Origin of the sequence: Candidatus Ponderosibacter sp. Uisw_141_02 (assembly GCF_048087665.1) — a bacterium.
GTDB lineage: Bacteria > Pseudomonadota > Alphaproteobacteria > Puniceispirillales > Puniceispirillaceae > UBA3439.
Map to the genome: position 1 here is coordinate 1,386,648 of NZ_CP159807.1, position 15,995 is coordinate 1,402,642.

13 protein-coding genes are annotated in these 15,995 nt (G+C 50.1%); 2 read left to right on the plus strand and 11 right to left on the minus strand.

The features are described 5' to 3' along the window. Positions 1-230: 230 nt before the first annotated feature. Together ABXT40_RS07055 and glmS are read right to left on the minus strand one after the other, a co-directional pair. Positions 231-512, minus strand: a complete 282-nt coding sequence (locus tag ABXT40_RS07055; RefSeq protein ID WP_443644919.1) for a recombinase family protein — start codon at positions 510-512, stop codon at positions 231-233. 107 nt (positions 513-619) lie between these two features. Then, complete coding sequence (gene glmS, locus ABXT40_RS07060; protein ID WP_443644920.1) at positions 620-2,440, minus strand: glutamine--fructose-6-phosphate transaminase (isomerizing); 1,821 nt, start codon at positions 2,438-2,440, stop codon at positions 620-622. 171 nt (positions 2,441-2,611) lie between these two features. On the opposite strand from glmS, the gene glmU reads away from it, so the two are divergent. Beyond that, a complete protein-coding gene (gene glmU / locus ABXT40_RS07065) occupies positions 2,612-4,039 on the plus strand; it encodes a bifunctional UDP-N-acetylglucosamine diphosphorylase/glucosamine-1-phosphate N-acetyltransferase GlmU (RefSeq protein WP_443644921.1) in 1,428 nt (475 codons plus the stop codon). Positions 4,040-4,078: 39 nt separating this feature from the next. Further along, the gene (locus ABXT40_RS07070; RefSeq protein WP_443644922.1) at positions 4,079-5,518 is read left to right on the plus strand and encodes a PfkB family carbohydrate kinase; all 1,440 of its coding nucleotides are present in this window, start codon (positions 4,079-4,081) and stop codon (positions 5,516-5,518) included. A 63-nt stretch (positions 5,519-5,581) separates the two neighbouring features. Here ABXT40_RS07070 and ABXT40_RS07075 read toward each other — a convergent pair whose 3' ends face one another. The 9 genes from ABXT40_RS07075 to ABXT40_RS07115 form a co-directional block, all read right to left on the minus strand. Next, on the minus strand, positions 5,582-6,589 hold the full coding sequence (locus ABXT40_RS07075) for a putative transporter (RefSeq protein WP_443644923.1): 1,008 nt from the start codon (positions 6,587-6,589) through the stop codon (positions 5,582-5,584). 129 nt (positions 6,590-6,718) lie between these two features. After that, positions 6,719-7,807, minus strand: a complete 1,089-nt coding sequence (gene rodA / locus ABXT40_RS07080) for a rod shape-determining protein RodA (RefSeq protein ID WP_443644924.1) — start codon at positions 7,805-7,807, stop codon at positions 6,719-6,721. A 2-nt stretch (positions 7,808-7,809) separates the two neighbouring features. After that, complete coding sequence (gene mrdA, locus ABXT40_RS07085; protein WP_443644925.1) at positions 7,810-9,759, minus strand: penicillin-binding protein 2; 1,950 nt, start codon at positions 9,757-9,759, stop codon at positions 7,810-7,812. Then, entirely contained in the window at positions 9,759-10,295 is a 537-nt protein-coding gene (gene mreD / locus ABXT40_RS07090) for a rod shape-determining protein MreD (protein WP_443644926.1), read from the minus strand. The genes mrdA and mreD overlap by 1 nt, the downstream gene beginning before the upstream one ends. Further along, positions 10,292-11,206, minus strand: a complete 915-nt coding sequence (gene mreC, locus ABXT40_RS07095; RefSeq protein ID WP_443644927.1) for a rod shape-determining protein MreC — start codon at positions 11,204-11,206, stop codon at positions 10,292-10,294. The genes mreD and mreC overlap by 4 nt, the downstream gene beginning before the upstream one ends. Positions 11,207-11,221: 15 nt before the next feature. Beyond that, the gene (locus tag ABXT40_RS07100) at positions 11,222-12,259 is read right to left on the minus strand and encodes a rod shape-determining protein (protein ID WP_443644928.1); all 1,038 of its coding nucleotides are present in this window, start codon (positions 12,257-12,259) and stop codon (positions 11,222-11,224) included. A gap of 142 nt (positions 12,260-12,401) precedes the next feature. Next, a complete protein-coding gene (ilvC, locus tag ABXT40_RS07105; RefSeq protein WP_443644929.1) occupies positions 12,402-13,421 on the minus strand; it encodes a ketol-acid reductoisomerase in 1,020 nt (339 codons plus the stop codon). Between the two features lie 146 nt (positions 13,422-13,567). After that, the gene (gene ilvN / locus ABXT40_RS07110; RefSeq protein WP_443644930.1) at positions 13,568-14,092 is read right to left on the minus strand and encodes an acetolactate synthase small subunit; all 525 of its coding nucleotides are present in this window, start codon (positions 14,090-14,092) and stop codon (positions 13,568-13,570) included. A 26-nt stretch (positions 14,093-14,118) separates the two neighbouring features. Further along, entirely contained in the window at positions 14,119-15,930 is a 1,812-nt protein-coding gene (locus ABXT40_RS07115) for an acetolactate synthase 3 large subunit (RefSeq protein ID WP_443644931.1), read from the minus strand. Positions 15,931-15,995: the final 65 nt, after the last annotated feature.

Genomic DNA, 15,995 nt, shown 5'->3' on the forward strand with positions numbered 1-15,995 from the left:
TTACCATGCTTACAACTCGGCATGAGTAATGTTTAACCAGAGTAACTCCATCGTACCGAATTCAATATCCGAAGGTGTTTCTCTGTGGGGAGTGCCTGAAAGACGTTAAATCACGATTTCAGGTTACTTACTAATACGGTGGAACTTGGAAGAGTAAGAAGAAGTAGTACCCCCCGAATCCTACAGATGTTTTCTAATCTATAAAGAATGCAAGTACCTAAAGAGATATGTCAGTCTTGGTTTCTTTCCCAAATAATCTTCATTCTTCCCCACTCTGGTTCATATTCCCTATGGATATCCTCTAATCGGTTGTCTCGTTGTTTGTGCCTTTTGAGAACCGAATAGACAGAGTTTCCAGTTACACCCCACTTCTTTCCTCTATGAGTGGTTATTCCCTTCTCATTGAGGACTTTAGTTATTCTGCGATACGACATTCCAGAGTCGTGCAGAGACTTAATGTAGTTGTGGAGTTTTTCCTGCTCAGGTGAGTATTTCTCAATCTGTTTATACACAAACTGGTTGGTTTTTACCGAAACGCAGAAACACAAATAGTGAGAAAACTTGGAGTTTTTTATTTCATCAGTAGAGGAAACAACCGAAGTTATTTCATCAGTTGAATCTACTCTACAGTCACTGATTTTGCCAGATTGCGTGGCTGATCAACATCGGTGCCTTTTTCAACCGCGGTTAAATAGGCCAAAATCTGCGCTGGAATGGCAATCAGGATGGGCGCAAGAAGCGGATCAACATCAGGAACGGTGATCACCGCGCTGGCATAATCAACCTCGGCGGCGGCTCTTGCTTCGGACAAAAGGATGATCTTGCCACCACGGGCGCTGGCCTCGCGAAGATTGCTGCTGGCCTTTGCCATCACCGCATCGGCCGCCAGCAAGGCAACAACCGGCAGGTCTTCTTCGATCAGCGCAATCGGCCCATGCTTCATTTCACCCGAGGCAAAGCCTTCAGCATGGATATAGCTTAGCTCTTTCAGCTTTAACGCGCCTTCCATTGCCAGCGGGTAAAGCGCCCCGCGCCCAAGATATAGCGCCGATTTGGCTTGCGATAGCTGATGCGCGACTGGCCGGATGGCATCAAAAAGGCCAAGGGCTTTGCCAACCAAACTGGGCAAGGCTTGGATTTCAGCATGAATGGCTTCGGCGCGTGCTTCGTCAATTTGCCCCTTGGCGCGTGCCAACGCCACGGCAAAACACAGCAAAACGGTCAATTGCGCGGTAAAGGCCTTGGTACTGGCAACGCCGATTTCCGGCCCTGCCCGAGTTGGCAAAACAAAATCTGCCTCACGTGCAATCGTACTGCTTGGCACATTGACCAGCCCGATGGTTTGCAGGCCGCACACCGCTGCATGGCGCATTGCCATGAGCGTATCAAGGCTTTCGCCTGATTGCGAAATGGCGATTGCCGTATTATAGGGCGCTGTTGCTGGCTGGCGATAATGAAACTCGGATGCCACTTCACAAGCCACCGGCACCCGCGCCAGCGATTCAATCCAATAGCGGGCAATCTGCGTTGCATAATGGCTGGTGCCGGCTGCCACCATAACAATTCCGTCAATTGACCGAAGTGCCTCATCGCTCATCTGTGCGGTTAAGCGGCCATATTCATTTGTCATCGCCGCCAGCGAATGGGCAATGGCATCCGGCTGCTCGTGAATTTCTTTTTCCATATAATGCCGATAACCGCCCTTATCGACCAGACCCGGGCTTGCCGCCACAATCACCGCCTCCCGATTTACCGGCGTGCCATCGGCTTGATAAACCGAAACCCCATCGGCGCGAACCAGCGCATAATCATGGTCTTTTAGGTAAACCACTTTGCGCGTTAAATGCGACAAAGCAATTGCGTCTGACCCGATATAACAAGCATCATCACCAATGCCCAAAGCCAGCGGCGAGGCATTACGCGCCACGATCAATAAATCAGGATGATCAATCGCCATCACCGCAAAAGCATAGGCGCCATCAATTTCATCAAGCACCTGACGCGTTGCCATTGCCGGATCCAGACCAGCATCAAACGCTTCGACAAACAGATGCGCCAAAACTTCAGAGTCGGTATCGCTGGAAAATTGGTGGCCGGCGGCCTCAAGCCGTGCGCGGATGGTGCGGTGATTTTCGATAATGCCATTATGCACAATCGCGACCCTGCCCGATGCCACATGTGGATGCGCATTTTCGTTTGAAACACCGCCATGCGTCGCCCAGCGCGTATGACCAATACCAATATCACCAAGCAACGGCGTTTCTTTGAGTGCCAAATCAAGATTTACAAGCTTGCCAACGGCGCGTTTTAGCGCAATCGCACTATCATGGATCGTAACAATGCCCGAACTGTCATAACCGCGATATTCAAGACGCTTTAACGCATCAAGAAGCACATCACTGCATTGCTTATGTCCAACCGCACCAACAATTCCGCACATCAGATAGCCTCTTTCTTCATCTTTACGCCAGTTTTCATGGCCTGATAGCGATCTAACGAAAGCCCAGACGATCCCAAACGCCTAGACTCGATCGCAAATGCCATTGGCTTTCAGTATCAGCTTATTTATCGCATTGTGATAGATATATTTTTATTTGAAAGAAAGGCCGGAATGGGGCTTTTTGGTGATTTTTTCCAAATTGAAGCAAAAAGCAAAACCGCATCACGCAAATGTTTGGCATTAAGCGGTATTTCCGATTATAAATTTTATATGAAAATAGCTGCCATCATTCTTGCTGCCGGAAAAGGCACGCGTCTCAACTCTGCTTTGCCAAAGCCGCTTCATCAAATTGGTGGCAGGCCAATGCTGGCATGGTCGCTAGACGCTGCCAAGGCAGCGGCGGCAAGCCATATTGTAACGGTTCTACCAAAGGAATCAGATGCGATTATCAACTGGCTTGGCGGTCAAAAAAGCTGTATCCAAGACCCACCAAAAGGCACCGGCCACGCGGTATTGGCGGCCCGCGACAGCCTAGCCGGTTTTGACGGCATTGCTCTGATCATGTTTGCCGACACACCATTGATAACGGCGCAAACCCTATCAAGCCTTGCTGCGGCAATTACCGATGGTGCCGATATCGCTGTTTTGGGGTTTGAAGCGGCTGATCCCACCGCATATGGCCGGTTAATTACCAGTGATGATCAAAAGCTGGAAAAAATTATCGAACATAATGATGCCAGTGACAGCGAACGCGCTTTGAAATTGGTCAATGGCGGCGTTATGGCAGTGCGCTGCCCATTACTGTTTGACCTTCTAGAAAAGGTTGGGTCAGATAATTCCAAAGGCGAAATCTATCTTACCGATATTGTCTATCATGCCAATGCGCAGGCATTGAACGTCATGTACCGCACTACCGACGAAACCGAAATTGCCGGCGTCAATAGCCGCCAAGATTTGGCACATATCGAGGCGATCCTGCAAAAGCGGCTTCGCCAAAGCGCGATGGAACAGGGCGTAACCCTACAAGCGCCAGAAACGGTTTTTCTAAATGCCGATATCCGTTTTGGCCGTGATGTGATTATCGAACCGCATGTTGTTATTGGTGCTGGCAGCGTGATTGGCGAAGGCTGCATCATTAAATCATTCTCGCATATCGAAGGCGCAACGCTTGGCGCATGCTGCATTATCGGCCCCTATGCAAGGCTTCGCCCGGGCACAAATGCTGATGAAGGCGTCAAGATTGGTAATTTTGTCGAAACGAAAAAAGCTGTCATTGGCGCTGGAAGCAAGGCCAATCACCTCACCTATATTGGTGACACAACAATTGGCGTTGGCGCCAATGTTGGGGCTGGCACCATTACCTGTAATTATGATGGTTTTGGCAAATTCAAAACCCTGATCGGTGATGGCGCGTCAATCGGATCAAATACCGCGCTTGTTGCCCCTTTGACAATTGGCGCCGGTGCGATTATTGGCGCTGGCAGCACCATCACTGCCGATGTGCCGCCGAATGCCATCGCAACGACGCGAAGCGCGGTTGATGTTCGCCATGATGCTGCCACCCGCTATCGCAGCGTCCGCGAAAATGATACCAAATAGATAAATTCATCTGACGCCTGCTGAAAATGAGCCACCCGAATGAATGTTAACATCGCCACTGCCGCAAGATTGCTTTGCTCACTTCAAGCCAAAAAGGTGCTTGTTCTTGGCGATGTGATGCTTGACCGGTTTGTCGATGGTGCCGTGACCCGCATTTCGCCCGAAGCGCCCGTTCCGATTTTAAGCCAAAGCCGTGTTCGTCAGATGCCGGGCGGGGCTGCAAATGTGGCCTTTAATCTGGCACAGTTGGGGCTGCATGTGCATTTGATTGGCGTTTGCGGCGATGATGAAGCCGGCGAATCATTGCATGACGAATTGGCAAAACTTCCCGCTATCCGCTTTGATCCGGTTATCATCACCGGCAGACCAACAAGCCTGAAAACGCGTTTTCGGGCTGGCAGCCAGCAAATTTTGCGCGTTGATGATGAGATCACAATCGATATTGACGCTGCCACCACCGAACAATTTACCAAACATGCCCTGCCCGCGATTCAGGATGCCGATCTGGTGGTGCTGTCTGATTACGCCAAAGGTGCCTTGCCGCTATCGCTTCTTGCAAAAATCATTGCTCATGCCAAGGCGAAAGGCAAAATGATTATCGCTGATCCAAAACGTGCCGATATCTCGGGCTATACCGGTGTCGATCTGCTAACGCCAAATCTTACAGAATTGCAAAACACCACTGCTCAGTCATTGCGTTCAATTGAGACGATTGGCGAGGCAGCAACCGCGCTTGCCAAAGACTTTGGCATTGGCAGCATTCTAACCACCATGAGCGCGCGCGGGATGATGCTTAGCAAGGCGGATGGCACCCAATTCCATGATCCAGCAAGCGCACGCGATATTTTCGATGTGTCCGGTGCTGGCGATACGGTGGTGGCGATGATTGCCGGTGCGTTGGTTGCTGGTGCTGATTTAGAAGATGCTGTCCGGCTGGCCAATCACGCTGCCGGTGTTGCCGTTGGCAAATCGGGAACCGCCATTGTTGCACCAGGTGAAATTTTGGCGCATTTGGCAGGCACGCCGCCGCAAACCGATTGGCCAAGCATTGCCATGCAATGCACCAATTGGCGCGATGCTGGTCAAACAATCGCTTTTGCCAATGGTTGTTTTGATTTGCTGCATCCGGGGCATATCCATCTTTTGAGTGAGGCGGCACAAAATGCTGACAAGCTGGTTATCGGCTTAAATGGAGATGCCTCTGTAAGGCGTTTAAAGGGCGCTGGACGCCCACATCAATTAGCCGAGCTGCGGAGCGCCGTTCTGGCTGCACTGCCCTTTGTCGATGCTGTAGCGGTGTTTGACGAGGACACACCCTTTGACCTTATTGCAACCTTGCAGCCTGATATCATCGTAAAAGGCGGCGATTATACCGCCGATCAGGTTGTTGGCGCGGATATTGTGGCAGCACGCGGTGGACAGGTGCTGATCATCTCGACACTTGATGGCCATGCGACAAGTAAGCTGATTACCGCCTAACCCATATAAAACGGTGCGTTCCGCCATCGGCAAAACACACCGCCTTATCGTCAGAGGTTATGGCTAGTCGATTTTTTGACCTTCCCAATGCGGCACATCTTTGCCTTCAAGAACTGCCTCGAACGACCGAAGGCGCTTGTAAATCGAAATCAACTCGACAATTGTTGACCAGCTGCGAACCAGAAATTGCAAGGATGACTCAACCCGTCCGAATGCCCGCACAATCTGTTGCATCACGCCAAGGGTGATCGCGCCAGCCACAATTGTTGGCGCCAAGGCAACATAAGGAACAAGCACACCAGCCTGCAAATAGGATATCTTGGCAACATCAAAATAAAGATAATGGAAAAACAGGCGGTAATAGTTTTTCCGCACATTCCCAAAAAACTCATTCACCGTTGGCGGGTTGATCCGGTCTACATTATCTTCACCATAAACCAATTGTTTGCGATAGGCCGCCTCGACCACCTGATTGTTAAATTCCAGACCCGGCAGTTTGTAACCAACAACGGCAAGAACAACCGTACCGAAAAGTGCAAAAACAATTGCCACATAAACCAGTGAATGTTCGACAGCGCCAAAAAACGGCAGTTCGGTCACATTTTTGGACAGGCTCCATAGGATCGGCAAAAAGGCAAAAAGCGTCATAACCGAGTCAAGAAACGCAACGCCAAGCCCTTCCATAATCGCGGCAAAACGTTTTGTATCTTCTTGTACCCGCTGTGACGCGCCTTCGATATGATGAAGCTTCTTCCAGTTGCGGGTGTAATAATCGTTCATCGCCGTCCGCCAGCGAAACACCCAATGTTTTGAGAAAAAGCTTAGCAGCGTTGCAATAACAACATAAATGCCAGCGATCTTGAAAAAGCTGAGCAAAGCCCCGAAAAACTCGGCTTGCGTTACTGCATTTGGCGTTGTTAACGCTTTTTGAACCATATCATAGAACTGGCCAAACCATTCATTGATCATCACATCGACTTGCACCTGATAATAGGTACCGCCAACAATAACCACCATACCAAGCCAAGCCCAAAGCGCCCATTGCCGTGATCTAAAAAAAGACGAAAACATTTCAATTCCTCATAATCTGAACACATGGCATGCCAACAACGACTATTGTAATATCGGCTGGCCAAGATTATATCCAATACACTTAATTTAAAATAAATGCGCGGTTAATGACGATCGCCAGCGATTTGCCTAGCTTTGCCGCCGGTCGTGAACAATGGCACTGGCAACAATACCAAAGCCAATGAAAACGGTTAGCATTGACGTGCCGCCATAAGAAATCAGCGGCAATGGCGCACCAACAACGGGAAGTAAACCAGTCACCATCGCCACATTCACGAACATATAGAAAAACACCATCATGCCGATGCCGATACAGGTAAGCTGGGCAAACCGGCTATTCACGCGAAAACTAATCCGCAAAATTGCGATGGTTATCAATAGATAAATTAGCAAGATAAAGATATTACCAGCAAAGCCAAATTCTTCACCAATCATGGTGAAAACAAAGTCGGTTTGCTTTTCGGGAAGATAATTTAGCTGGCTTTGACTTCCCATCAGAAACCCTTTGCCAAAAAACCCACCCGACCCAAGGGCAATTTTCGATTGTGCGATCTGATAGCCCGCGCCCAAAACATCAGATTCGGGGTTTAAAAAAGTCATCACGCGCACCTTTTGATAGGCTTTGAGCTGTAACCATAATAGCGGAACCGCCGCCAACACCGCCGCCAGCGAGCCAAATACATATCGCCATGGTAGACCGGCCGAAAACACCACAACAAGACCACCAAACAACAGCATCAACGCCGTTCCAAGATCGGGCTGTTTCACAATCATCGCAAATGGTACGGCGATAATGGCAAAGGCTGGAAAATACCACACCAAGCTGCGCATCCGGTCATGTGGCTGGCTGCTGAAATAGCGCGCCAATGCCAGAATAACCGCCAGCTTGGCTGGCTCGGATGGTTGGAAATTCATCCCGCCAATGCTGATCCAGCGCGAAACACCCTGTCCCGTACCGACAACCATAACCGCCAGCAAAACCAATATTGCCGCTGCCAGAAACACATAGGACATACGTTTGATAAAACTGAAATCAATAAAGGCAATACAAACAACAAGCGCCATCCCCACAATTGCGCGAACTGCATGTCTACCAGCCCATGGTTGCCACGACCCTTGCGATGCGGAATAAAGCGCCAGCGAGCCAACAAGCACCAAAATACCAGCCAAGAACAACAAATGCCAAGGAATGCGAAGCAGGATTTTTAGAACCGTCATATCTAGCCCTGTTTCTGCATTAATTGGGTAAGGATATCACGGGCAACTGGTGCGGCGGTTGATGAGCCGCTTCCACCATGTTCAACCACCACCGAAATCGCATAGCGCGGCTGCTTTACCGGCGCATAGGCAACAAAAAGCGCGTGGTCACGCTCGGCCCATGGCCGGTCGATGTTATTGACAATCCCTACTTCGCGCTGGGCTTTGGTGATGCGCTTAACCTGAACGGTTCCGGTTTTCCCAGCCATGCCGCCAAGTGATCTATCCAGATTATAATTGCGTGCAGTGCCAAACCTGCCATTCATCACTTCAAACATGCCTTCGCGAATAATTGCCAACGCATAAGGGTCAATATCCAATGGCGCAAAATCAGGCACTGCATCCCCATTTGATTTGACCAGTCGCGGTGCGACTGCCTGTTTGCCATTGGCAAGGCGTGCGGTCATAACCGCCAATTGCAGCGGTGTTGCCAGCACATACCCCTGACCAATTGATGAGACAACGGTTTCCCCCGGTGTCCACACCCTGCCCTGATTGGCCAATTTCCATTCATGACTTGGAATAATGCCCTGTTTTTCCCCGGGAAGGCCGATCCCCGTTACATCACCAAGACCAAGCCGATGCGCCATATCCTTGATTTTTCGAATTCCAGTTTTCAAGGCAACTTCATAAATGAACACATCACAGGATTGTGCAAGCGCCGAGATGATATTCATCATCCCATGCCCGCCCTTTCGCCAGCAATGAAAGGTTGCATTACCAAGTTCCATATCACCAGAACAGTTAAATTGGGTGTTTTTCGAGATAACCCCTGCCTCAAGTGCAGCCAGACCCACCGCCATCTTAAAGGTTGATCCGGGGGCATATTGACCCGACGTCGCACGGTTCAGCAAAGGGGTGCGCGGATGTGAATTCAGGCGTCGCCAATCACGGGTAAGCAAGGTTCCGGTAAACAGGTTCGGATCAAACATTGGTGCTGATACAAGTGATAAGACCTCGCCGCTATGGATATCCATAATCACAACCGCCCCCAATTCTGGTGGCACAAGCCGGTCTTTTGCATCCCGCAAAACCAGATCATCACCAAGCGCGATATGCGCCTGCAACTCACTGTTTTTGGCCAAGGCGCGCTGCACCTGCAGTGACCCTAACTCGACTGGCGCAAGCTGACCACGCCGCAAAATTTCAGCCGCCTGAAGCTGAACCTCAACATCAATCGAAAGCTGTAAATCCTTTCCCGACATAGCATCAACATCACGAAGCACGCGGATAGGCTGACCTTTTGCATTCACCTCGATACGTTCTCGTCCGGGCAGCCCACGAAGATAATCTTCATGCGCAAGTTCGACGCCGACCTTTCCAGTGCCAAGATAGGGGGTTTTTTCCAATGATTGATTACGTTCAAGTTCACGCGCCGTCACTGGCGAGACATAGCCGGTTATATGACACGCAAGCGACCCCTGCGGATAGATGCGCCGCAGCGATTTTCTAAAGCTGACCCCGCCAAATAGCGGGCTTCGCACCGCTAGCCGTGCCAATTCGCGCTGCGACAGATCATTACGAACGATAATATCACGAAAGGACGGGCCTTTGCCTGCGGCAAGCAATACCGCCTTTATGTCTCTTTCACTCAGCTCGATAACTTGCCCAAGCGCAGCAAGCGTCTGTTGCAGATCATCAACATAAAGTGGCGTGAGATAAAGCTCGAAAGATTCGGCATTACCGGCAAGAAGTCGCATTTTCCGGTCAAAAAGGCGGCCCCTTGTTGGCGCCACAATCCGCACATCGAATTGATTGCGGTCAGATAGGCGCTGATATCGATTATTCTGCGCCACCTGCAATTGGAACAGCCGCGCCCCTAAAAAACTGGTGAGCAAGGCCGAGCCTCCAACAAGAAGCAGCCCGCGGCGGCTCATGATACGCCGTAAATCTTTTGTCTTGGCGCGGGACATCAGACCATCTTTACCTTTTGCAGCAAGCGGTGGACGGAAAAAATCAGCACAAAGCCAATCGGAAACAGGATAAGCGTTGCCCCAACTTGAAACAGGATCGGGCTAAGCGACGGAATGGCAAAATTCACCGCTGAAAACAGCAATAGCTGGAACAGCGATACCGCCGCACAGCTCATCGCAAAATCAACCCATAGCTGGCCAAAATCACTTTGCTGTAGCCGCAAAAGCCGAAGCTGCATCACATAGGCAAGCAACATAAAGGACGTTGCCCGCCCACCCAAAAGATCGGACAACAGAAAATCACCAATGATTCCCATCAAAAATATCGTGAAAATCGGCATATATTTGCCGTGATAAATGATCATGTAATAGATAAAAATTAACGGCAAGTTTGGCGCTGATCCGTAGAAAATCGGCCATTGTGCAACCGCCAATTCCAGCAAAACAAGGGTCAAACCAAACACCGCCGTCAAAAGCTGAGGCGGCAAATCCGATTGAAAATCGGCCTTTTCGAAATAAGACCGTTGATCCTTCATCTGCGTTTTCCTGACGAATTCAGGCCTTCAAGAAGCCGCGTTAAATCATCAATTGGCAATGGTGTGTAAAAATCGGCAAGATCAAGGTTGCTGTTATCGATACCATCAAGCCCACCGACCAAAACCGACAAATAATTCAAATGCCGAAAATCAACTGCTGGTCGGACGCGAATTTTGCCATCTTTGATCTCATCCACCCGCCCGACCGGCAAACCGTTTGGCAAAACACCACCATGGCCTGATGTCAGCACCAGTTCGCCGATTGTTGGCTTGGCCTCATCAGGTAGAAATTGTAGATCAAGAAACTGGCCGTTTTGGCCAACGGTCAGACCCGGCCATGATGATGAGGCCAGAATGACCGGAATTCGTGCATTGATATCACTTATCAACAGAACGCGGGCGTAGGCTCTGCCAACGTCAATGACAATACCAACCAATCCATCGGCGGTGACAACTGGATTGCCCTGCACGATGCCTTTTTCACTACCGATTGAAATCAACACCGTATGTGCAAAGCCACCACCGGGCGCAGTCACCGCGCGTGCGGTAATTGGCATCCGGTTTTCAACCGTTGCCGCGCCTGTCACACTTCGCAATTGGCGATTTTCACTTTCCAGAATTTCAGCGCGGCGACGCCAGCGTTTCAGCAAGTCATTTTCACCTTGAAGCCGCACATTTTCGGCACGCAGCGACGCCACGGTCCGCACGCCTTCGATCATCGTTTCAATGCCGCGGATGGGCGCCGAAACAACATCAACAATCGGTGCAAGAAAATCATTACTTCCCATACGCAAATTGCGCAAAGCAGCCAAATCTGCCTTGCCAAGAAACATCAGGGAAAAACTTATAAGAATAAGACCGCCATGCACGATACGTCTTTGTCTGACTCTGGCTTTATCAGACACGCGCATAACGCTCTCCTTTGTCTAGGCGCCGATTAGGACGTTCCGAAGGGTTTTCAGTTCCTCAAGACAACGTCCGGTGCCAAGAGCAACGCAGCTAAGCGGGTCTTCGGCAATTGAAATTGGCAGCCCAGTCGCATCACGAAGAACACCATCAATATCTCGCAGTAGCGCACCACCGCCAGTCATTACAATGCCTTTTTCAACAATATCTGCCGCCAATTCAGGTGGTGCCTGTTCAAGCGCCATTTTCACCCCTTCAACGATTTGGCGAACCGGATCCGAAATTGCCTCGGCAACCTGTGCCTCGGTAATACCGATTTCCTTTGGTACGCCGTTGACAAGATCACGGCCACGAACTTCAATTTTGTTGCCACTGCTTTTTTCTGGCTTGCGCGCAACGCCAATGCTTTTCTTGATCCGTTCGGCAGTGGCTTCACCAATCAAAAGATTGTGCGTGCGGCGCATATAGGCAATGATCGCCTCGTCGATCTTGTCGCCACCAACACGAACCGAATGGGCGAAAACGATATTCCCAAGCGACAAAATGGCAACTTCGGTCGTGCCTCCACCAATATCAACGACCATCGAGCCTGATGCTTCGGTTACTGGCAAATTGGCGCCAATTGCCGCGGCCATTGGCTCTTCGATCAAAAAGACCCGCCGCGCACCAGCAGCCTCAGCCGATTCTTGAATGGCGCGGCGTTCAACCGCAGTTGACCCTGATGGCACGCAAATGATGACTTGCGGGCTGGCAAATGACATACGGCCATTCACCTTGCGAATGAAATGCTTGATCATTTCTTCTGCAACTTCAAAATCGGCAATCACACCATCAGCCATGGGCCGGATGGCACGAATATTTCCAGGTGTCTTTCCAAGCATGACTTTGGCTTCTTCACCAACGGCAAGAACATGTGTTTTGCCTCTGATTTCAGCCATTGCAACAACTGATGGTTCATCAAGAACGATACCCCGCCCCTTGACGTAAACCAGCGTGTTCGCTGTTCCAAGATCAATACCAATATCAGCCGAGAATAATCCAAGGAATGCGCCAAACATATTCCATCTCCAATTTTTCAGCCGAAGGAATCGGCAGAACAGTCATAAAAACCCTACGCGAAACGACAACTGTAAATCAATATAAAGGGCCGATAGGCCCTTCATATAATAAGGTACCACTATATCAACGATGTGGCAAAAACTAGTTCTTTGCCTTGTCGACGAGACGGTTTGCACCAATCCATGGCATCATTGCACGCAATTCAGCACCGACCTGTTCAATCGGATGCTCGGCATTGCGACGGCGTGTTGCTTTAAAGCTGGTCTGGCGGGCTTTATTTTCAACCATCCAGTCACGGGTAAAGCGGCCAGCCTGAATATCTTCAAGAACGCGCTTCATCTCGGCTTTGGTTTCATCAGTGATGATACGTGGGCCCGTAACATATTCGCCATATTCAGCGGTGTTTGAGATCGAGTAATTCATGTTGGCTATACCACCTTCATAAATCAGGTCAACGATCAGTTTCACTTCATGCAAACACTCGAAATAGGCCATTTCAGGCGCATAACCAGCTTCGACGAGCGTCTCAAATCCAGCTTTGATCAATTCACAAAGACCGCCACAAAGAACAGCCTGCTCGCCAAACAGATCGGTCTCACACTCTTCTTGGAATGTGGTCTCGATGATGCCTGAACGTCCACCACCAACAGCCGACGCATATGACAAACCAATTTCATGCGCATTGCCCGATGAGTCCTGATGGACAGCAATCAAACAAGGAACACCACCACCACGGGCATATTCAGACCGCACTGTGTGACCCGGGCCTTTTGGCGCGACCATAAAGACGTCTATGTCGGTGCGTGGCTCGATCAGGTTGAAATGAACATTCAAACCATGCGCAAATGCAATCGCAGCACCCGGACGGATATTTTCAGCAATTTCGTCAGCATAGATATCGGCCTGCAATTCATCAGGGGTCAGCATCATGATGACATCGCCCCACTGTGATGCTTCGGCAACATCCATAACCTTGAAACCAGCATCGCTGGCTTTGGCACGACTTGACGAATCAGACCGCAGCGCGACAGCAACCTCAGCAACACCGCTATCTTTCAGGTTTGCTGCATGAGCATGACCCTGGCTGCCGTAACCAACGATAACAACCTTCTTTTTCTTGATCAGCCCAACATCGGCATCACGATCATAATAGACACGCATTGACAGTTTTCTCCTCATTTGACGGCTGATCCGGTGCTGGCCCAACTGCCAGATACTCATGACCATCCTATTTAAAATACATAATCACACCCCAAATTATTGCGGTGTGATCGAACATATTGCGTAAATTCGCTAACGTCGCCGGTTTATTTGGCCGTTAAATCGATCCGGTTGCCGCGCGAAATGGCTGATACCCCGGTCCGCGCAATCTCCACATCACCAAGCGACTGCATCAAATCAATGAAAGCAGCAACCTTTGACGAATTTCCTGTTACTTCAAATACAAAACTATCTAGTGTGCTGTCTAGTGTTCTTGCACGGAAAGTATCAGCGATGCGTAATGCCTCAATCCGGTTTTCGCCATCATTGATGATTTTTACCAGCGCCAGCTCGCGTTCAATGGCGGCGCCCATCTCGGTTAGGTCACATACCGAATGGATTGGCACAAGACGCGCCAATTGCGCCTTGATCTGTTCGATAACCATTGGCGTTCCTGAGGTTACGATGGAAATGCGTGATAGACCACGATCCCATTCCACCTCGGCAACGGTCAGGCTTTCGATATTATAGCCACGTCCGGAAAACAGACCGATGACCCTCGCCAGAACACCCGGTTCATTATCGACCAGAACGGAAATGATGTGGCGTTCCTCTGTTACATTGATGCTCATCTCGATATAGCTCCTAAATGGCTGGCCTAGACCAACACCATACCTTCTTCAGAAATTGGCTTTGCAGCCTGATCATCCGGCCCCAAAAGCATTTCGTTATGCGCCGCCCCAGATGGGATCATTGGGAAGCAGTTTTCTTCTTTGGCAACGCGAATATCAGCAATGACCGGCCCCGGTGTCGCCAGCATTTCAGCAATCACCCCATCTAGATCATCCGGCTTTTCAGCGACCAGACCAACCATGCCAAACGTATCGGCCAGCTTGCGGAAATCAGGTAATGAGGCGCTGTAGGATTCAGAATAGCGGCCACCATGGATCAATTCCTGCCATTGGCGCACCATCCCCATCCATTCATTGTTGATGATGAACATCTTCACCGGCAAATTATATTGTGCCAATGTTGATAATTCCTGCATATTCATCATGAATGATGCTTCACCGGCGATATCAATCACCAATGATTCGGGATGCGCCACCTGAACGCCAAGCGCCGATGGCAAGCCATATCCCATCGTGCCAAGCCCGCCCGATGTCATCCACCGGTTTGGCTTTTCGAAATCATAATATTGCGCAGCCCACATCTGATGCTGGCCAACCTCGGTTGTGACATAGGCATCATGGCTAATGGTCAATTCGCAAAGCCGTTTGATGGCATGTTGCGGCTTGATAACATCAGTGCCCTGATCAAAACCAAGACAATCAATGCTTTGCCAGCTTTTGATCTGTTTCCACCAGCTTGTTAGCGATGGCTGATGCGGGGTAAAGGATTGCGCCTTCATTTCGGCAATCAGCATTTCCAGAATAATCGTCGCATCACCAATGATTGACAGGTCAACCTGAACATTCTTGTTCACCGATGATGGATCAATATCAATGTGGATTTTTTCAGATTTTGGCGCAAAGCCGCTAATCCGACCGGTGACGCGATCATCAAACCGCGCGCCGATATTCAACATGATATCGCAATCATGCATCGCCCAGTTGGCCTCATAAGTACCATGCATCCCAAGCATGCCAAGAAAATGCTTGTCTGACGCTGGCAAAGCGCCAAGCCCCATAAGTGTCAGGGTGGTTGGCCAGCCGGTCATATCAACCAATTGCTGCAACAAAGCCGAAGCCTTTGGCCCAGAATTGATGATACCGCCACCGCCATAGATGATGGGGCGTTCGGCACGCTTCATCATCGCGACGGCTTTTTTGATCGCTTCCGGATCGGGTCTTGTTTGCGGGGCATAACGCTTTTGCGCCGCAGCGGCAACGCCATCTGTCTTATAGCCATATTCCCCCATCAGAATATCTTTTGGCAGGTCAATCAGTACCGGCCCCGGCCGACCCGACCGTGCCACATGAAAGGCTTCGGCAACAGTATGTTGCAAAACGTCACCATCTTTGACCAGATAATTATGTTTGGTGCAGGCGCGGGTGATGCCGGTTGTATCGGCCTCTTGAAACGCATCATTACCAATCAGATGCGTTGGCACCTGTCCGGTTAGACATAAGACCGGCACTGAATCCATCAACGCATCCGTCAAGCCTGTCACCGCGTTGGTTGCCCCAGGGCCCGATGTGACCAAAACCACCCCAACCTTGCCTGTTGACCGTGCATAGCCTTCGGCAGCGTGAACCGCAGCCTGCTCATGGCGAACCAGAATATGTCTGATCTTATTGTTTTTGAACAACGCATCATAAATGGGCAACACCGCACCGCCGGGATAGCCGAAAATCACCTCAACCCCTTCATCTTCAAGAGCCTTGAGCAGAATTTCCGCACCAGCTAACGCCAATACGCCATTGTCCGATGCCGCCTGTTTGCGGTCTGTGGGGGCAGATTTCGCCATTATCTTGTTTCCCATATATGTCTAAGCAATTGCTGGCCTTATATTTTGCAACCAGCTCAAATAAC